Origin of the sequence: Curtobacterium sp. MCSS17_007 (assembly GCF_003234175.2) — a bacterium.
Lineage (GTDB): Bacteria > Actinomycetota > Actinomycetes > Actinomycetales > Microbacteriaceae > Curtobacterium.
In genome coordinates this window covers 1,210,232-1,226,780 of sequence record NZ_CP126257.1, presented here as the reverse complement: position 1 = coordinate 1,226,780, position 16,549 = coordinate 1,210,232, and the positions used below count along the sequence as shown (strand labels likewise).

The 16,549-nt window shown below is 71.7% G+C and carries 20 protein-coding genes and 1 pseudogene; 12 read left to right on the top strand and 9 right to left on the bottom strand.

What is annotated here, in order from left to right; all coding sequences use genetic code 11:
* Positions 1–1,044: an MBL fold metallo-hydrolase gene (locus DEJ22_RS05780; protein WP_111225739.1), complete on the bottom strand. Its 1,044-nt coding sequence runs from the start codon at positions 1,042–1,044 to the stop codon at positions 1–3.
* Between the two features lie 110 nt (positions 1,045–1,154).
* On the opposite strand from DEJ22_RS05780, the gene DEJ22_RS05775 reads away from it, so the two are divergent.
* Together DEJ22_RS05775 and DEJ22_RS05770 are read left to right on the top strand one after the other, a co-directional pair.
* Entirely contained in the window at positions 1,155–2,198 is a 1,044-nt protein-coding gene (locus DEJ22_RS05775) for an ATP-dependent DNA ligase (protein WP_111225738.1), read from the top strand.
* A gap of 99 nt (positions 2,199–2,297) precedes the next feature.
* A complete protein-coding gene (locus DEJ22_RS05770) occupies positions 2,298–2,438 on the top strand; it encodes a hypothetical protein (RefSeq protein WP_181430630.1) in 141 nt (46 codons plus the stop codon).
* 50 nt (positions 2,439–2,488) lie between these two features.
* Here the strand turns inward: DEJ22_RS05770 and ligD are convergent, their stop codons facing one another.
* A complete protein-coding gene (gene ligD, locus DEJ22_RS05765) occupies positions 2,489–3,508 on the bottom strand; it encodes a non-homologous end-joining DNA ligase (RefSeq protein ID WP_111225737.1) in 1,020 nt (339 codons plus the stop codon).
* Positions 3,509–3,542: 34 nt separating this feature from the next.
* Positions 3,543–4,220, bottom strand: coding sequence for a G5 domain-containing protein (locus DEJ22_RS05760; protein WP_220033733.1), 678 nt, complete (start codon positions 4,218–4,220; stop codon positions 3,543–3,545).
* Between the two features lie 254 nt (positions 4,221–4,474).
* Here DEJ22_RS05760 and DEJ22_RS05755 point away from each other — a divergent pair, with 254 nt between their 5' ends.
* The 3 genes from DEJ22_RS05755 to DEJ22_RS05745 are packed head-to-tail and all read left to right on the top strand — an operon-like array spanning position 4,475 to position 7,233.
* Complete coding sequence (locus tag DEJ22_RS05755; protein ID WP_181430629.1) at positions 4,475–5,371, top strand: DUF429 domain-containing protein; 897 nt, start codon at positions 4,475–4,477, stop codon at positions 5,369–5,371.
* A 9-nt stretch (positions 5,372–5,380) separates the two neighbouring features.
* Positions 5,381–6,583 carry a glycosyltransferase gene (locus DEJ22_RS05750; RefSeq protein WP_111225735.1) on the top strand — a complete coding sequence of 401 codons (1,203 nt, stop codon included), beginning with the start codon at positions 5,381–5,383 and terminating at the stop codon, positions 6,581–6,583.
* Entirely contained in the window at positions 6,583–7,233 is a 651-nt protein-coding gene (locus DEJ22_RS05745) for a uracil-DNA glycosylase (RefSeq protein ID WP_111225734.1), read from the top strand. Before DEJ22_RS05750 ends, DEJ22_RS05745 begins: the two co-directional genes overlap by 1 nt.
* 88 nt (positions 7,234–7,321) lie before the next feature.
* Here DEJ22_RS05745 and DEJ22_RS05740 read toward each other — a convergent pair whose 3' ends face one another.
* The gene (locus DEJ22_RS05740; protein ID WP_111225733.1) at positions 7,322–7,750 is read right to left on the bottom strand and encodes a DUF6892 domain-containing protein; all 429 of its coding nucleotides are present in this window, start codon (positions 7,748–7,750) and stop codon (positions 7,322–7,324) included.
* 123 nt (positions 7,751–7,873) lie between these two features.
* Between DEJ22_RS05740 and DEJ22_RS05735 the strand changes: the two genes are divergently transcribed.
* Together DEJ22_RS05735 and DEJ22_RS05730 are read left to right on the top strand one after the other, a co-directional pair.
* Positions 7,874–9,427 (top strand): APC family permease, encoded by a 1,554-nt coding sequence (locus tag DEJ22_RS05735; protein ID WP_258379495.1) that lies wholly within the window; start codon positions 7,874–7,876, stop codon positions 9,425–9,427.
* Between the two features lie 276 nt (positions 9,428–9,703).
* Positions 9,704–10,318: a hypothetical protein gene (locus tag DEJ22_RS05730; protein WP_111225732.1), complete on the top strand. Its 615-nt coding sequence runs from the start codon at positions 9,704–9,706 to the stop codon at positions 10,316–10,318.
* A 113-nt stretch (positions 10,319–10,431) separates the two neighbouring features.
* On the opposite strand, the gene DEJ22_RS05725 is transcribed toward DEJ22_RS05730, so the two are convergent.
* From DEJ22_RS05725 to DEJ22_RS05715, 3 genes are all read right to left on the bottom strand, one after another.
* Complete coding sequence (locus tag DEJ22_RS05725; RefSeq protein ID WP_111225731.1) at positions 10,432–10,875, bottom strand: hypothetical protein; 444 nt, start codon at positions 10,873–10,875, stop codon at positions 10,432–10,434.
* Between the two features lie 94 nt (positions 10,876–10,969).
* A complete protein-coding gene (locus tag DEJ22_RS05720) occupies positions 10,970–11,431 on the bottom strand; it encodes a hypothetical protein (protein ID WP_146241647.1) in 462 nt (153 codons plus the stop codon).
* The gene (locus DEJ22_RS05715; protein ID WP_111225729.1) at positions 11,431–11,820 is read right to left on the bottom strand and encodes a DoxX family protein; all 390 of its coding nucleotides are present in this window, start codon (positions 11,818–11,820) and stop codon (positions 11,431–11,433) included. Before DEJ22_RS05715 ends, DEJ22_RS05720 begins: the two co-directional genes overlap by 1 nt.
* Before the next feature lie 159 nt (positions 11,821–11,979).
* On the opposite strand from DEJ22_RS05715, the gene DEJ22_RS05710 reads away from it, so the two are divergent.
* Positions 11,980–12,309: a hypothetical protein gene (locus DEJ22_RS05710; RefSeq protein WP_111225728.1), complete on the top strand. Its 330-nt coding sequence runs from the start codon at positions 11,980–11,982 to the stop codon at positions 12,307–12,309.
* A 107-nt stretch (positions 12,310–12,416) separates the two neighbouring features.
* Here DEJ22_RS05710 and DEJ22_RS05705 read toward each other — a convergent pair whose 3' ends face one another.
* Positions 12,417–12,908: a DUF427 domain-containing protein gene (locus DEJ22_RS05705; protein WP_111225727.1), complete on the bottom strand. Its 492-nt coding sequence runs from the start codon at positions 12,906–12,908 to the stop codon at positions 12,417–12,419.
* A 46-nt stretch (positions 12,909–12,954) separates the two neighbouring features.
* On the opposite strand from DEJ22_RS05705, the gene DEJ22_RS05700 reads away from it, so the two are divergent.
* The 4 genes and pseudogenes from DEJ22_RS05700 to DEJ22_RS05690 all read left to right on the top strand — a co-directional run bounded on the left by DEJ22_RS05700 (position 12,955) and on the right by DEJ22_RS05690 (position 15,827).
* On the top strand, positions 12,955–14,415 hold the full coding sequence (locus tag DEJ22_RS05700) for an amino acid permease (RefSeq protein WP_111225726.1): 1,461 nt from the start codon (positions 12,955–12,957) through the stop codon (positions 14,413–14,415).
* Between the two features lie 783 nt (positions 14,416–15,198).
* Positions 15,199–15,456, top strand: a complete 258-nt coding sequence (locus DEJ22_RS05695) for a hypothetical protein (RefSeq protein WP_284174812.1) — start codon at positions 15,199–15,201, stop codon at positions 15,454–15,456.
* Positions 15,450–15,503 (top strand): annotated as a pseudogene (locus tag DEJ22_RS15830) (hypothetical protein); the annotation flags it as partial. The gene DEJ22_RS05695 and the pseudogene DEJ22_RS15830, both read left to right, overlap by 7 nt.
* A gap of 69 nt (positions 15,504–15,572) precedes the next feature.
* The gene (locus DEJ22_RS05690) at positions 15,573–15,827 is read left to right on the top strand and encodes a hypothetical protein (protein ID WP_146241646.1); all 255 of its coding nucleotides are present in this window, start codon (positions 15,573–15,575) and stop codon (positions 15,825–15,827) included.
* A 63-nt stretch (positions 15,828–15,890) separates the two neighbouring features.
* Here the strand turns inward: DEJ22_RS05690 and DEJ22_RS05685 are convergent, their stop codons facing one another.
* On the bottom strand, positions 15,891–16,493 hold the full coding sequence (locus tag DEJ22_RS05685) for a hypothetical protein (protein WP_111225723.1): 603 nt from the start codon (positions 16,491–16,493) through the stop codon (positions 15,891–15,893).
* Positions 16,494–16,549 lie beyond the last annotated feature (56 nt).

The following is a 16,549-nucleotide window of genomic DNA, read 5'->3' as shown; positions in this document are numbered from 1 at the left end:
TCAGGCTCGACGGACCTCGTCCGCCCGACCGAGCAGGTCGGCGTGGAAGGCCGTCTGGGTCAGCGCGCTCGCGAGCAGGAACCCCCTCATCGAGCCGATGCCACCGCTGAACGGCACGCGCGACGCGACCTCGTACAGCGTCGGTGCGGACAGGGCGTCGAGCGCAGCGGCGACGTGCCGTGACCGTTCCTCGCGGTGCCGGGCCAGTGCCCGCGCCCGCGTGCCGACGTCGCGGAAGCGGTACTCGTGCCCCGGGCAGACCTCGAGGTCGGCGTACGGCTCGAGCCGGGCGAGCGAGGCCAGGTGGTCCCCCAACGGGTTGGACGTCGTCCGCCCGCCGAGCCCGATGCCCGGGTTGATCCGGGGCAGCACGTGGTCGCCGGTGAACAGCAGCCCGTCCCGCTCGTCGACGAGGCAGAGGTGTCCCGCGGTGTGGCCCGGGGTCCAGAGCGCGCGCAGCTCGCGTCCTGCGACGGGCAGCACGTCGCCGTCCTCGACGAACACGTCGGCGAAGGGCTCCTCCGTCCGCCCGAGCCCGATCCGGCGTCCGCTCCCCCAGGCCGCGACGACGCCGGCGAACAGCTCGTCCGGCAGCCCCCACCCGGCGATGTCGGCGTCGTTCGCGGCGGCGTCCTCGCGCTCGCGCCGGAGCGCCTCGACCTCGAGCCGGTGCATCGCGACGCGCGCGCCGCTGGCACGTCGGAGCGCGGCGGCCGCGCCCAGGTGGTCGGCGTGCAGGTGGGTCACGACCACGAGTCCGACCTCGTCGACCGTGTGCCCGATCGTGGCGAGGGACGCACGGAGGACCTCGAGCCGGTCATCGGCCGCCCAGCCGGGGTCGACGACCGTGAGCGCCCCGTCGGCGCCCTCGAGGACGTACGTCAGCGTGGCGTCGGGGACGCCGCCGCGGAACGGCACCGCGAGCGTCCACGTGCCCGGGCGGACCTCCTCGACGGGCGGCAGGACGCCGTCGCGGAGCGCGGCGGCCTGCACGGGGCTGATCGGTTCCGGTGCCGGCACTGCCGGCGGGGGCACGGTCGTCACGCGACCACCCTAGGACCCCGGCGTGCACGGAGCACCGCACCGCGCCTCCCGTCCGGTCCGTCCGACGCGCGCTCGGCGGCGCGCGCGGTCGCGTCGAGTAGACAGGGCACATGGAGATCGCACCGATGCTCGCCAAGGCCGTCGCCACCGTCCCCGATCCGGACAGCGTCCGCGGCGGCCTGCGGTACGAGCCGAAGTGGGACGGCTTCCGCGGGATCGTGACGGTCGACGGCGACGACGTCGAGATCGGCAGCCGCGGTGCCAAGCCGCTCACCCGGTACTTCCCGGAACTCGTCGACGCGTTCCGCGAGCAGTTCGGCGGACGCGATCACCCCGTGGTGCTCGACGGCGAGGTCGTGCTCCGATCCGGCGAGCCCGGTGCCGAGCACCTCGACTGGGAGGCCCTGTCCCAGCGCATCCACCCCGCCGAGTCACGCATCCGCAAGCTCAGCATCGAGACCCCCGCGCAGTTCGTCGCCTTCGACCTGCTCGCCGTCGACGGCCAGGAGCTCCTCGACCTGCCGTTCGACGAGCGCCGGGAGCGGCTCGAGGCACTCGCGAGCGGCATGGCCGATCCGCTGTTCGTCACCCGCACCACGCTCGACGTCGACCTCGCCCGCGAGTGGCTCACGACCTTCGAGGGTGCCGGTCTCGACGGCGTCGTCGCGAAGCCGCGCACGCGGCCGTACGAACCGAACAAGCGCTCGATGCTCAAGGTGAAGCACCACCGCACCGCCGACGTGGTCGCGATCGGCTACCGGGTGCACAAGAGCGGCACCGGCGTCGGCTCGCTGCTCGTGGGCCTGTACGGCGCCGACGGCGAGCTGCGGCAGGTCGGCGGCGTCTCCGCGTTCACCGACAGGGTGCGGCAGCAGTTGGTCGAGGAGCTCGACCCGGTCGTGCTGCGCGACGCGGACGGGAGGCCCGTCACCGGTGACGGGGAACGGTCGCGGTTCTCGTCGGGTCGCGACACCTCGTTCGTGCGGCTCGAGCCGTCGCGCGTACTCGAGGTGCGGTACGACCAGATGGAGGGCGACCGGTTCCGGCACACGGTGCAGTTCGCCCGCTGGCGCCCGGACCGCGATGCACGGTCGTGCGGGTTCGAGCAGCTCGATGTCCCTTCTGCGTACGACCTGCGCGACGTGTTGTCGTAGCGCTTGCACCGCCCGCTGCTCGTCAATATGCTCGCAGTAGTTAGGCTAACTAGTGACTTGCGGACGGGGATCCGCAGCACGGGGAGACGGGAGCGGGACATGATCATCGACGGCATCAGCGACGCACACCGCGGCACCTGGTCGCGACTGACCCGCCTGCACACGGCGAGCGTGACCCTGCCGATGCACACGACGCGCGTAGCGGAGAGCGACCGGCGCGAGGACCTCACCGCGGCCTGAACCGGCCCGGCCCGAACCTGCCCGGCGCCGGCGCCGGTCCCTCCCCGGTCTCAGGCCTTCTTCGCCCGCGAGGGCTGGACGCGTGGGGGCTCCCCCGGCATCTTCGGGAAGTCCGGAGGGAACGGCAACTCGCCGAGCCCGTCCGACAGGTCCCGCTCCCACCACCCGAGCAGCCCAGCGATGTCGCCCGGCTCGTCGTGCATGGTCTCCCACGGGTCGCCGATGGTGGCCAGGCGGTCCGGCACGGTCCGCACGGTGAAGGCCGTCGGATCCGTTCCGTCCAGTTCGTCCCACGAGATCGGGGTCGAGACGCTGGCGTGCGCGAGCGCTCGTGGGCTGTAGGCGCCGGCCATCGTCCGGTCGCGGTTCGCCTGGTTGAAGTCGACGAACACGCGCTGTCCGCGCTCCTCCTTCCACCAGGCCGTGGTCACCTGCTCCGGCATCCGCCGCTCGAGCTCCCTGGCCGCGGCGATCACCGCGTGCCGCACGTCGAGGAACTCGTGCTCGGGACGGATCGGCGCGAAGACGTGCAGGCCGCGGTTGCCGCTCGTCTTGATGAACGCGGTGAGCCCGACCTCGGCGAGCACCTTCCGGAGCTCGTGCGCGATCGGCACCGTGTCGTGGAAGTCGGTACCCGGCTGCGGGTCGAGGTCGATGCGGAGCTGGTCCGGGTGGTCGGAGTCCTCGGCGCGGGACGCCCACGGGTGGAACACGACGGTGTTCATCTGCGCCGCCCACACCGCCACGGCGGGCTCGTCGATCACGAGCTGCGGGTGCGACCGCGCGCTCGGGTACGTCACCACGACGTCGCGCACGTACTCCGGCGCGCCCTTCGGCGGGTTCTTCGAGAAGAACGAGTCCCCGTCGATCCCCGAGCCGAAGCGCTGCAGCGAGATCGGACGGTCGCCGTTCGCCCGGACGAAGGCGTCGCCGACGGTGACCAGGTACTGCGCGAGCTCCAGCTTCGTGATGCCGACCTCGGGGAAGAGCACCCGGGACGGGCTGCTGATCCGGACCTCCCGGTCGCCGTGGGGCCCCGGGACCGTCAGCGTCGTCGCCTCGCTCGCCATGCAGCGGAACCTACACGGCCCGCTCGGCCCGGGGTCACATCGTGTTCCAGTGCAGGTCGCCGTTCCCGTCCGGCCCGTGACCGCCACACCGGTACGACTTGCCCGTTGCCGCCTGTGCGACCGCGCCTGCCTGCGCCGGCGAGCAGTACGCACCGGGTCGGATCACCTCCTGCGCCGGCGCCTGCTGCACGGGTGCCGGCGCGGCGGGCGCCTGCTGCGCGGGTGCCGCCGGGGCGGGGGCCACGGGGGCCGGAGCGACGTACGAGCCGATCGCGGTCACCTCGGCGACGGGCGTCTTCGTGACCTCATTGCCCACCTCGACCCGGTCGGTCTCCACACCGTCGGTCGTGGTCACGCGCCAGGTGGTCGTCTCGACGCCGTCGACCCCGGCCGTGGTGACCTTCGTCTGTCCCTTCGGCAGCGCCGGGTCGTCGATGGTCGTCCGGTCGAACGGCACCGGAGCGTCCGACGTGACCTCGCTCACCTCGACGACCGGCGTCGGGGTGGGGGTGGGGGTCGGCGTGCGGGTGACCTCCGGCGCGGTGGTCGGGTCCGCTGCGGTCACGACCGCAGCCGGACGGGTCTCCCCGACGCTCGCTGCGACCGACCCGACGAGTGCGCCGGCCGAGCCGACTCCCCCGAGCCAGACCGCTGCGGCCACGGCGACGACGACCGTCGCCTTCGTCTTCGTCGTCAGTGCTGCCCACCGCATGTCGTCCGCCCCTTCCGGCTGTCCGACGAAGAGGATGACGACTGCTCACGGTCGAGGACGACCCCCCACAACGGGGCGCCGCGTTGCTCGGACACGGCGCCCTCGTGCACTCTGCCCGCTCGCCTGCCCTCCTCGATGGAGCAGATCCTGTCGGGTGAGCCGGACGCACCCGACGTCTCCTGCTCCGTCGACCGGGGCGACCAGCGGTCGGAGGTGGTGACAGGGGTGGGGGCGGCACGGTGCACGATGGTGGGGTGACGGCGTACCTCGGGGTGGACCTGGCGTGGGGGCTCGGCTCCGACCGGAAGCCCGCGAACGAGACCGGGCTCGCCGCGATGGCCGCCGACGGCACGATCACGGACGCTGGCTGGGCCCGCGGCGTCGATGCCGTGACGGACTGGATCGCGGCGCACCTCGGACCGACGACCCTGATCGCCGTCGACGCCTCCCTCGTCGTGACGAACCCCACCGGGATCCGCGAGGCCGAACGGCAGGTCGGGCAGCGCTACGGTCGGTGGAAGGTCGCCGCGAACCCGACGAACCTGGGCTCCGCGGCGAGCGCCGGCGCCCGGCTGCTCGACCAGCTGACCGCCCTCGGCGTCGACTACGTGTCCTCGACCGCGGCCATGCTGGAGCGCCGCGGTCCGGCGGTGTTCGAGTGCTACCCGTACACGACCCTCGTCGGCGTCGAGGAGCTCGGCTACGACGACGAGCGTCCGCGCTACAAGCGACTCGACCTGAAGGTGCCGGCGGCCGAAGCCCGGGCGGCCCGCGCCGTGGCGTTCGACGACCTCGTGCACCGGCTGCGCACGACCCCGCTCGACCCGCCGCTGCTGCTCGACGCGCACCCGCTCACGGCGGGGCTCGCCGAGCCCTCGGTGCTGCACGGGCCGACGCACAAGCACCGGGAGGATCTGCTCGACGGCGCCCTCTGTGCCTGGACGGCCGCGTTCTGGGAACGGCACGGCGACGGACGGGTGCAGGTGCTGGGCGGTGATCCGGCCCTCCCCACCGGCACGGCCGCGCCGCCGCTGGCGCGTTGCCGCGGAACCGGCGGCGTGGCCCCACCGTCCGACGCCCTGGACGAGGCCGGCCGACGGCCCGCCATCGTCGCGCCCGCGCGCCCGTCGCAGCGGCGACCCGCTCGGTAGGCTTGTCCGGTGAGCACCACCCCTGAACCCCTGCGCATCGGGCTGGTGTCGCTGCACACCTCCCCCGGCGACGAGCCCGGCTCCGGCGAGGTCGGCGGCATGAACGTCGTCGTCCGCCACCAGGCCGAGGCGCTGGCAGACCGGGGGCACCAGGTCGAGATCATCACGCGACGGTCCGCGCCGACGCAGCCGGACAGCGTCTCGCTGGTCCCGGGCGTGTGCCTGCGCTTCCTGTCCGCGGGGCCCGCGGAGCCGGTGCCGAAGGGCGAGCACGACGCGTTCATCGAGCCGTTCCGCCGAGGGCTCGAGGTGCTCGGACCCTACGACGTGCTGCACTCCCACCACTGGTTCTCCGGCGCGGCCGCGCTGCCCGTCGCCCGTGAGCGCGGCATCCCCCACGTGCAGTCCTTCCACTCGATCGCGGCCGACTCGGACACCCCGCTGTCGGAGGGCGAGCGCCCGGAGTCCGCGGGCCGCATGGCGGGTGAACGCCTGCTGGCGCGGGAGTCCGACGCCGTCGTCGTGGTCTCCGCGGCCGAGGCGTCGACGGTCCGCAGCCGCCTCGGGGGCGACGACGCCCGCACCTGGATCGTGCCGCCGGGCGTCGACGGGTCGGTCTTCCGCCCCGCGGGCTCCGGAGCTCGTCGTGCCGCGTCGCCCTACGTCGTCGCCGCGGCACGCGTGCAGCCGCTCAAGGGCCTCGACCTCGCGATCGAGGCGGTCGCGGGCATCGGCCAGGAGGCACGTCCCACCCTCGTCATCGCGGGCGACGCCTCGAGCGAGGCGGGCGACTACGTGGACGAGCTGCGTCGGCTCGCCTCGACGCACGGCATCGCCGACCGCGTCACCTTCGTCGGTCCGCAGTCGCGGGCCGACCTGGCGTTCCTGTTCCGCGGCGCGGCGGCCGTGCTCGTGCCGTCGCACTCCGAGACGTACGGCCTCGTCGCGCTCGAGGGTTCCGCTTCCGGGGTGCCCGTCGTCGCCGCGGCTGCCGGTGGCCTGCGCGAGGCCGTGGTCGACGGGGAGACCGGCGTCGTGCTCGAGTCCCGTGACCCGGGCGTCTGGGCGGCCGAGATCGAGCACATCCTGACCGATCCGGCCTACGCCTCGGGGCTGGCGGCCGCAGGGCGTGAGCACGCGGAACGGCTGAGCTGGGAGCGGTCGGCGGCCGGGCTCGAGGACGTCTACCGCCGGGTGCTCGGGCGCGCCTGATGCCCGACAGCGCAGGGACCGGAGCGGCGGCAGCGCGCTTCGACGCGTTCTGGGCGGCGCTGGATGCCGTGCCCGTCGCGGACGACGCCGAGGCCCTCTACGTGCCGGCCAGCGCCGAGGGGCGGCTCCGGCGGGCGAACCTCGCCGCCTACCTGGAGCACGTCGGGGCCACGGCGAACACCGTCCTCGTGGCCGAGGCGCCCGGCTGGCGCGGCATGACGAACACGGGCATCCCGTTCACGAGCATGCGGGAGCTCGACTCCCTGGGGTTCGACGTGCGCACCCCGTCCGCTCCGACGGCCCCGTGGGAGGCGTCGTCACGGATCGTGCACGCCGCGCTGCAGGACTGGACGGGCCCGCTCCCCCTCGCCTGGGCGATCTTCCCGCACCATCCCTTCGTCGCGCCGGACAGGTCGACGAACCGCACGCCGCGACCGGCGGAGGTGCGTGACGGTGCGCCCGTCGCGCTCGCACTGCTCGAGGCGCTCCGGCAGGCCCGCGGCGGTGCGGACCGGGTGCGCGTGGTCGCGGTCGGGCGGAAGGCGCAGGGGGCGCTCGCGCTGGCGGGCATCGACGCCGTCGCCGTGCGGCACCCGGCGCAGGGCGGGGCGGCGCAGTTCACCGAGCAGGTGCGGGCGCTGCAGGGGTAGGGGCGCGGGCGACGGGCGGCAACGCACCCTGGGCCCGCGTCGACCGGGTCAGGCGGAGCGGATCCGCCCTGGGCCCGCGTCGAGCAGGTCAGGCGGACTGTACCTCGACGCCCTTCGCAGCGAGCCGCTCGGTCACGTGCGCGGGCAGCGGCGCGGCGGCGTACACGATCGACAGGGCCGGCAGGTCGAGCACGTCGTCCCAGTTCTGCGGGTCGTAGCGGTCGTCCGAGCCGTCCCATCCGGGGTGGACGTCCTGCAGGACCTCGAGGTCCGAGTCGACCGTCAGCTCGGTGACCATCGCCAGGTGCGACGGCAGCAGGTCGAGGTCGTCGTAGTACTCGCGGGCGCGGTCGTCCTGCCCCTCGACGTCGAGGTCCTCGCCTGCGTCCTCGTCGTCGTCGCCGTCGTAGGGCTCCAGCACGTCGAGGTCGTAGCAGAGGACGTCGAGGACGAGCAGCTTGGCGTTGAAGTCGGCGAACTCGACGGGCTCTTCGGTGGTGTTGGACTCGTCGTACATGGCTCGGAGCGTAGCGACCGGCACCCGTGAGCGACCGCGCGATCGTGCGACGGGCGTGTTGCAGGCAGCGTCGACCTTCCTGTGCGAGTAGACAGAGTGCCACCCCGCGGGAAAGGCTGACGTATGACCACCACCAAGACGGACGGAACGCAGCAGGAGCAGCCCACGCTCAAGCGCGTCATCGGCCCCAAGCTGCTGCTGCTCTTCATCGTCGGCGACATCCTGGGAACGGGCGTCTACGCCCTGACCGGGCAGGTCGCGGCCGAGGTCGGCGGAGCGGCGTGGCTCCCCTTCCTCATCGCGTTCGCGGTCGCGCTGCTGACGGCGTTCTCGTACCTCGAACTCGTCACGAAGTACCCGCAGACCGCCGGTGCCGCGCTCTACGTGCACAAGGCGTTCGGCATCCACTTCGTGACGTTCATCGTGACCTTCATCGTCATGTGCTCGGGCATCACGTCCGCGTCCACGGCGTCGCGGGCCTTCGCGGCGAACCTCGGTGCCGGCTTCGGGCTGGAGCTGCCGAACGGTGTCGTGATGCTCATCGCGATGGGCTTCATGCTCGCCGTGATGGCGGTGAACTTCCGCGGCGTCAGCGAGAGCGTCAAGACGAACGTCGTGCTGACCCTGGTCGAACTGTCCGGTCTCGTGATGGTGATCCTCATCGGCTTCTGGGCGATCGCCGGCGGCAACGCCGACTTCTCGCGCGTGGTGATGTTCGAGACGCCGGAGGACAAGACCCTGCTGCTGTCGGTGTCCACGGCGACGTCGCTCGCCTTCTTCGCGATGGTCGGCTTCGAGGACTCGGTCAACATGGCCGAGGAGACGAAGGACCCCTCGCGCATCTTCCCGAAGGTGATGCTGACCGGGCTCGGGATCACGGCCGTCATCTACGTGCTCGTCTCGATCTGCGCCGTCGCCGTCGTGCCGATCGGTGAGCTGGCCGGCAACGAGACGCCGCTGGTCACCGTCGTGCAGACCGCCGCGCCGGACTTCCCGATCGCCGACCTGCTGCCCTTCATCTCGATGTTCGCCGTCGCCAACACCGCCCTGATCAACATGATGATGGCGTCGCGGCTGCTGTACGGCATGAGCAAGCAGGGCGTGCTGCCCGGGTTCCTGTCGCGGGTGTCGCCGGCTCGTCGCACCCCGTCGACCGCGATCGTCTTCACCACGGCGATCTCGCTGCTGCTCATCGGTTGGGTGTCCCTCGACCCGGACTCCCCCATCGTCGTCATCCTCGGTGGCACGACCTCGCTCCTGCTGCTGTCGGTATTCGCGGTCGTGAACCTCTCGGTGCTCGTGCTCCGGCGCGACCGGGTCGGCCACAAGCACTTCCGCGCCGGCGTGGTGATACCGGTCATCGGTGTCGTCACCTGCCTGTGGCTCGTGCTGCCGTTCTCGTCGGGTCGCGACCCGCAGCAGTACCAGATCGCCGGTGCCCTGCTCGCGCTCGGCGTGCTGCTCTGGCTCGTCACCTGGTTCACCCACGGCCGCAAGCAGACCGAGAAGGCACCGACCGGTCTCGTCACGGAGCCGACCGCGGTGATCCGCCCGGGCACCGGGCACCGCCACCACGAGGACGGCTCCCACGCGGCGGACCAGGACGGACGCGACCAGCACGCGGCACCTCGACGCTCCGACACGGGACGCGAGGACCGCGGACACCGGGACCACTGATGGTTGCGGCCGACGTGATCCTCGCGGTCGCGGACGGGACGATCGTCGTGCTCTCGCTGTCGGCAGCGGGCGTCCCCCACCGCCGCTGACCAGCGACAGCGGGGACGGTGGTCGCCGGCGGCGGGAGCGCCCAGCGCGCTCCCGCCGGTGGCACCGATCCGACACACCCCCGATCGGGCGGGTGTGGTTCCCAGCACGTGCCCGTACGCTCGTCCTGCCCTGCACTCGACCGTCCGCAGCACCGCCGTCGGACCGCCCCTCCCGGAAGGACCCGTCATGCGCCGCGTCGGCATCACGATCGCCTCGGTGTTCGGCGCCGGGGTGCTCGCTGCCGTCATCGGGGTCGTGGTGGTCGTGGTGATCGCGGTGCACTCGCTCACCGGAGCCGCGAAGCCCGTCACCGCCGCCCCGGCCTGCCCCGAGGTGGCGTCGAGGACGATCGGCGGGACCGTCGTGCCGGCCGGCCCGATCGCCGGGTTCTGCCAGGACCGTCTGGTCAACGCCGCGTACGTCATCGAGGCCGCGCAGGACCTGGGCATCGGACCGCACACGCAGGCGGTGGGCGTGATGACCGCCATCGGTGAGTCCAGCCTGGTGAACATCGACCACGGTGACGCCGCTGGGCCCGACAGCCGCGGGCTCTTCCAGCAGCGCGACAACGGCGCGTGGGGCACGTACGAGCAGCGGATGGACCCGTACACGGCGGCGACGATGTTCTACACGAAGCTGGTGAAGACGCCGGGCTGGAAGACGATGACGCCGACACAGATGGCGCACGCGGTGCAGATCAACTCGGACCCCGACCACTACGCCAGGTTCTGGCCCGAGGCGAAGGCCGTGGTCGAGGGCCTGACCGGCCAGACCGTCCCCGACACCGCTCCGCAGGGCTGACCGACACCGGTCTGAACCACACGGCGCTGACCGGCCCAGCGCTGACCGGCCCAGCGCCGACCGGCACGGCGCTGACCGACACGGCGCTCCCGGCCGCAGGGAGGACACCGCCGTCACGGCGCCGCCGGCAGGGCGTCGTCGTCGGCGCCGTCGGGCTCCACCACTGCCGTCCCGGACGCGAGCACGGCGACCTGCGCCCGCAGCCGCACGGCTCGCTCGGCGAAGGCACGTGCACAGGCGTCGATCCACTCACGGTCCACCGGGAACAGGTGCGTCTCCCCCGGACGCTCCCAGACGAGCACGACCTCGGCCGCGGCGTTGTCGACGCTGACCTCGGCCACCAGTGTCGCGAAGTCCTCGACGTGCTCGTCCGGCTGCAGCGGCAGTTCGCTCACGGGCAGGACGAACGGCACCGGCAGCGCCCGTTCGTCGAGGAACAACACCCAGCACTGCCGTCGCAGGGGGCGCCCGACGACCCCGGTGACGAGGGTGACAACGTCGTCGTCGGTACGGGCGGGCGTGGTGAACAGACGGTCCAGTGCTTCGGTTGCTGACATGCTCCGAGCTTCGCGCGCCGACGCCGCCGAGCACGGGCCACGCGGGCGACCTGTGGATCGGCTGCCTCCCGGACAGCGCTGTGCAGGAGGACCGTCAGAACCCGTGCCGCACGGCGCTGTCGACCAGCAGCAGGGCCGCCGAGAACACCACCACCTGCGCCGCGATCCCGACGAGCGCGACCGGCCACGCGAGCCGCCGCCGCACCAGGCGCAGCGTGCACCCGAGCAACGTCACCACGAGCACGAGGGCGACGAGCACCGGCCCGACGGAGACGACCGCACTGCTGAGCCCGAGGTCGCAGGTGTTCCCCGGGGCAGCGCAGGAGTGGAACGCCATCGACAGGAAGACGATCCCGCCGCCGGCGGCCGCCGACTCGACGACCAGCAGCACCAGCAGCAGGACCGTCGAGACCACGTCGGCGACGCGGCGGTGTCCGTGGATGACGAGCCGTGCCTCCCGGCCGGCCGTGACGGGCTCCGCCAGGCCGACCGCACCGGCTGCGCCACGATGACCGGACGGTACGTCCGGGTCGCGTGGCACCGCCGGGCCGGACATCAGCGCACCGGACGCGCCGGGCCGCGGGTCGACCACAGTGCCGCCCAGATGAGCAGGGGCTGCCCGAACAGGCGCGCGACGCGCTTCTCGTCCGAGTCGAGGCCGAAGGCGTCGCGTCGGTTCACCCACTGGGACAGGTTGCCCGGGAAGATCACGGTGAAGAACAGGGCCGCGATCGTGCCGACGGTCCTCCGGCGACGACGCGGCGTGAACAGGAGGGCGCTGCCGAGTCCGATCTCCGCGACGCCGGAGGCGAGGACCGTCGTGTCCGTGTCGAGCGGCACGAAGTCCGGCACCTGGGCACGGAAGTCGCGGCGGGCGAAGGTGAGGTGGCTCGTGCCCGCGAAGACGAGGGCGGCACCGAGGAGGACACGGACGAAGGAACGCATACCTCCATCGTGCTCGCTCCGCAGCCGGGTCGTCCGGCGCGTCCGCGGTCGCGCGCGGCACGCCGGGGGCGGCGTCAGCGGGACGGGACCGTCCCGGGAACGCGAGTGATATTCGCGGCCGGTGGGCGCGGGATCCCCGGTGCCGATACTGTTCGGGACATGGCCGTCGTCCGCGACCACGAACCGCCAGCCGCCCTGGCGACGGTCGCCGTGCTGCTCGCACCGCTGTCGCTGTGGATGGGCGTCATCGTGCCCGCCGCCGACATGGCCCGGCACGTCTTCCTCGGTGCCGCGTTCGGCATCGTGGGCGTGCTCTGCGGGCTGCGGGCCACCCGGATCGCCGGTCGCCGTCGCGCCGTGCGGGTGTGGGCGTGGATCGGCACGGTGCTCGCTGCACTCGGGCTGGTGATGATGGCCTGGCAGCTGCTCACCTTCGCGACCGGAGGCGGCTTCCCACCGCCGTTCTGGTCGCCCTACGCCCGGCGCTGAGCGGACGGGAGGCGCGGGTCACGTCGGTCCGCTCGCGCACCGCCGACAGCTGGTCACCGTGTCGGTCACGCAGTGTTGCGCACCGCCGGCCGGCTGGCGGGGTGTGGTCACCAGCCGAGCGTGCCAGGTCCGCCCTTGAACGGACCGACCACCCGCGACGTGATCCACCCGCCGTAGAAGTCGCCCTCCTGCGCCTGCACGACCTCGCCACCGACCTCGCACGAGTCCATCGCCGACGGGTAGATCGCCACACGGTCCCGCAGGTCCTCGTAGCCCGGCTCGGGGGTCGGGTAGTTCCACGCTGCACGCGGAGCGACGACCCCGTCACCACCGACGACGTCGAAGTAGCGTGCGCGCCCCTTGAACTCGCACATGCTCGACCCCTGCGCAGGACGTAGCTCGACCCCGGCCATCGGCACGTAGTACACCGGCGGGTGCGAGGTCTCGAGCACCCGCACCGCGTCGGTGGTGTCGACGACCACCGCCCCACCGAGCCGCACGACGACCCGTTCGGGGACCGCCTCCACCGCGGGAGGACGCGGGTAGTCCCAGACGGACTCCTGACCGGGACCGGGTTCGACACGAGCGGCACGACGCATGCAGCCGGGTCTACCACCGCCGCCGCAGAAGGAGCAGAGTGGGCGCGTGACGACGACGACACAGGGGATCTTCCGGCGGAAGCCCATCGACACGATCGACGACGACCCCGAGGGCGAGGGCGGCCTCAAACGACACCTCGGCCTCTGGCAGCTCACCGCGATCGGCATCGGCGGCATCATCGGCGCGGGCATCTTCACCCTCGCCGGCACCGTGGCGAACGGCGTCGCCGGCCCCGCGGTCCTCATCAGCTTCCTCATCGCCGGTGTCGCGAGCGCCGCAGCGGCCCTGTCCTACGCCGAGTTCGCCGGCCTCATCCCGAAGGCCGGCAGCGCCTACACCTACGGGTACGCGGTGCTCGGCGAGGTCGTCGGGTGGTTCATCGGCTGGGACCTGCTGCTCGAGTACACGGCCATCGTCGCCGTCGTCGCGATCGGCATCTCCGGCTACGTCGGGTTCCTGGTCGGGCAGTTCGGCATCGACCTCCCCGCGTGGATGCTCGGCGCGCCGGGTACCGGTGACGGCCACGTCGTCGACGTGTTCGCGATCGTGCTCTGCCTGCTCACCGCGTTCGTCCTGACCCGGGGCATCCGCAGCGCCGCGCGCTTCGAACTCGTGGCCGTCGCCATCAAGGTCGGACTGGTCGTCCTCATCGTCGTGCTCGGGGTGTTCCACATCAACAGCGCGAACTACTCGCCGTACTTCCCGTTCGGGTTCGGCGGGGTGATGACCGGCGCCGCCACCGTGTTCTTCGCCGTGTTCGGGTACGACGCCATGTCCACCGCCGCCGAGGAGTCCACCGACGCGCGGAAGCACATGCCGAAGGCGATCCTGCTGTCCCTCGGCATCGCGATGGTGCTCTACGTCCTGGCGACGCTCGTGCTCACCGGCATGCAGCGGTACACCGACATCGACCCGGCCTCGGGGTTCTCGTCGGCGTTCGCGTCGGTCGGGCTCGGCGGCATCGCGAACGTCATCGCGATCGGGGCGATCGTCGGCATCGTGACGGTGCTCGTCACCTTCATGCTCGGTGCCTCACGCGTCTGGTTCTCGATGAGCCGCGACGGGCTCATGCCGAAGTGGTTCGCGAAGACCGACCCGAAGCGCCACGTGCCGACCCGGGTGACGTGGATCCTCGGCGTCGCGTCGGCGGTGCTCGCGGGGGTGCTGCCGATCGGCGTCGTCGCCGAGCTGACGAACATCGGGATCCTGCTCGCGTTCGTGGTCGTCTGCTCGGCGGTGATCGTCCTGCGCTACCGGCAGCCCGACCTCGACCGGCAGTTCCGGCTGCCGTTCATGCCCGTCGTGCCGATCATCGGCGTCGTCGCGTCCCTGTGGCTCGTGACGTTCCTGCAGTGGGAGACGTGGGTGCGGTTCGGGATCTGGTTCGCGATCGGGCTCGGGGTGTACTTCGGGTACTCGCGACGACACAGTGCCCTCGCGGATCTCGGGGCCTCTACGCCTGCTCAGTCCGCAGACGGTCCGCAGGATCCTCCGGCGAGCTCATGAGCGACGCTGCCGCGGCGCGCGTGTGGTCCGCAGCGTCGGGCCAGAGGTGGGCGTACACCTCGAGGGTGATCGACGGCGAGCTGTACCCCATCGCCTTCGCGGCAGCGACTGGGTCCAAGCCCGTCTTTCGTGCGCGAATCGGAGAGGCCGGACGGGACAATGCCGCTGCTCAAGCAGGGTCTGGCTCTACACGGCCGCGGCTTCAGCGGTCTGGCGGTAGCTGGATGTCAGTGGGCCTCGGTACCGTGACCTTCCCGTTCGACCGATCCTCGAGGGGGATAGACGCAGCCAGACATCAGTATCACCGCCGACCCGAACGACCTGAACCTCGAGCAGCTGATCGAGGACGCGGCCTTCTACATCGCGCGCGGCAGCCTGGAGAAGCGGACCACTGTCCTCGTGCTTGTTGCCGATCAAGAGGGCAATGAGCTCTTCACGCGTGAAGTCGACGTGGCTCGCGCGGACGACCGCATCCCGTTCACCATCGGCGGCGACCCGCTCATGGTGCCTGCCGGTTCCGCGGCCGTGGCAGCGATCGAAGCGGTTCCAGCGCAGCACAGCGCAGAGCTCCACTCGGCTCTCGAGCCCTTTGGCTACAGGTCAGCGGACATCCGCAGCTCGTGGACGCGGCCACTGTTCCGTGACGAGGTCCACGGCTAGGTATTGCAACGAGAGAGCCCCATCCGTATCGACGGGTGGGGCTTTTTCGTCGTTCAGCCCTGGTGAGCGGGGTGAACGAACGCAGCGTCGGTGCCCGTGGGGCCGGCGATCACGTGTCCCCGGATGAACTCGACGGGAGTGCTCGAGGACATCCCGAACTTCCGGGAGGGCGTGAACGCGATCAACGACGAGCCGTTCCGATCGCGTGAGTCGCTGCGGGTGCGCGAGCAGACGTCGCACGTGGACTACCAGGGCTCTCCGTACCCGTCTGCTCCCGCGGCGCCGGCGGCCGCTCCTACCTCTCCGGCCCCGCGTCGGCGTCGCCGGACCTCGACGCCGAACTCGAGCGGCTCGCAAGATTCCACCAGTCCGGCGTCCTGACCGACGAAGAGTTCACTGCGGCGAAGCGGAAGCTCCTCGGTCTCTGATCCCAGCATGACGCCGGTCAAGTGAACGTCCGGCGGGCGTTGTCCGGGTCGGAGGGTACTGTGCTGAGCATGGCGATCAGCAAGATGCAGGCAGAGCAGGTCGATCCCAGAGACGTGCAGACGGAGGTCGAGACATCGATCTACCGCGTCTACTTCGCGGACGAAGCCGGAGCCACGGACGAGTGGCGGCTGACGGGTGCCACCGATGTTCGTGCCGTGCTCGAGTGGGGCAGCGCAAACGCGGGTGGAAGGTCGTTCCAGCTGTTCGTCGAGACAGATGGCCCGAGCGGGCGTCGGCTCGACCTACTGGCCACTGTGCATTGAGACGTGAGAAAGGGGGCCGGCTGCTGGTTGCAGCCGGCCCCCTTTCTTCTTCGTTCGGGCGTCTTACGGCACGTAGATGAAGGCGGAGGCGGCGGCTCCGATGTTGAACGGCTTCAGCGGCGGAGCGGCCTGCCCGGAGTGGGAGCCTCGGAAGTACGCGTTTCTGGCGATGTGAGTGGCCGAGCCTTGTGCAGGCACGTACCAGGTCTGCGACATCAGTCCGTTGGGGTCGGCGGCCACGTTCTGCACGTAGTTCGACTCGGCGACGATCTGCAGCGAATTGATGCTGTTGTGGGTCGTCCTACCGAGCAGCGACTCGACGCGGATGGGCACCGTCGCCGTCGGGCCCTTGCACGTGACGCGGGTCTTCGCGATCACGCTAGCGGCACCCTTCGACCAGTGCGGGTTGTCGGTCTTGCCGTTGCAGACCCAGGTGGCCTGCGCGGCGAAGGTGCGGACCTTGCCGGCTGCGTCGGTGTACTTGCCTGCCGGAACGGTGAACGTCGATGTCGACGTGTCCTCCGGCCCTGTGAGGGCCTGCAGCGCGAACCGAGGGAGCTGCTCCGGCGTCGCCGCTTCATCGGCCTGCGCCGGCCCAGCGATAAGGAGCGGCAGTGCTACGGCGGTGGCGACACCCAGCGCGGTGAGCGGCTTCGTGAGCTTCATGTTCTGTCCTTCCCCGAGGAGAACTCCCCGGCCCCTCCGGCGACGTTTCCCTCGAT

Coding starts and splice junctions, on each gene's coding strand:
- DEJ22_RS05775 (WP_111225738.1), top strand. CDS start 1,155: ATGGAGATCGCACCGATGCTCGCCAAGGCCGTCGCCACCGTCCCCGAT.
- DEJ22_RS05770 (WP_181430630.1), top strand. CDS start 2,298: ATGATCATCGACGGCATCAGCGACGCACACCGCGGCACCTGGTCGCGA.
- ligD (WP_111225737.1), bottom strand. CDS start 3,508: ATGGCGAGCGAGGCGACGACGCTGACGGTCCCGGGGCCCCACGGCGAC.
- DEJ22_RS05760 (WP_220033733.1), bottom strand. CDS start 4,220: ATGCGGTGGGCAGCACTGACGACGAAGACGAAGGCGACGGTCGTCGTC.
- DEJ22_RS05745 (WP_111225734.1), top strand. CDS start 6,583: ATGCCCGACAGCGCAGGGACCGGAGCGGCGGCAGCGCGCTTCGACGCG.
- DEJ22_RS05740 (WP_111225733.1), bottom strand. CDS start 7,750: ATGTACGACGAGTCCAACACCACCGAAGAGCCCGTCGAGTTCGCCGAC.
- DEJ22_RS05735 (WP_258379495.1), top strand. CDS start 7,874: ATGACCACCACCAAGACGGACGGAACGCAGCAGGAGCAGCCCACGCTC.
- DEJ22_RS05730 (WP_111225732.1), top strand. CDS start 9,704: ATGCGCCGCGTCGGCATCACGATCGCCTCGGTGTTCGGCGCCGGGGTG.
- DEJ22_RS05725 (WP_111225731.1), bottom strand. CDS start 10,875: ATGTCAGCAACCGAAGCACTGGACCGTCTGTTCACCACGCCCGCCCGT.
- DEJ22_RS05720 (WP_146241647.1), bottom strand. CDS start 11,431: ATGTCCGGCCCGGCGGTGCCACGCGACCCGGACGTACCGTCCGGTCAT.
- DEJ22_RS05715 (WP_111225729.1), bottom strand. CDS start 11,820: ATGCGTTCCTTCGTCCGTGTCCTCCTCGGTGCCGCCCTCGTCTTCGCG.
- DEJ22_RS05710 (WP_111225728.1), top strand. CDS start 11,980: ATGGCCGTCGTCCGCGACCACGAACCGCCAGCCGCCCTGGCGACGGTC.
- DEJ22_RS05705 (WP_111225727.1), bottom strand. CDS start 12,908: ATGCGTCGTGCCGCTCGTGTCGAACCCGGTCCCGGTCAGGAGTCCGTC.
- DEJ22_RS05695 (WP_284174812.1), top strand. CDS start 15,199: ATGAACTCGACGGGAGTGCTCGAGGACATCCCGAACTTCCGGGAGGGC.
- DEJ22_RS05690 (WP_146241646.1), top strand. CDS start 15,573: ATGGCGATCAGCAAGATGCAGGCAGAGCAGGTCGATCCCAGAGACGTG.
- DEJ22_RS05685 (WP_111225723.1), bottom strand. CDS start 16,493: ATGAAGCTCACGAAGCCGCTCACCGCGCTGGGTGTCGCCACCGCCGTA.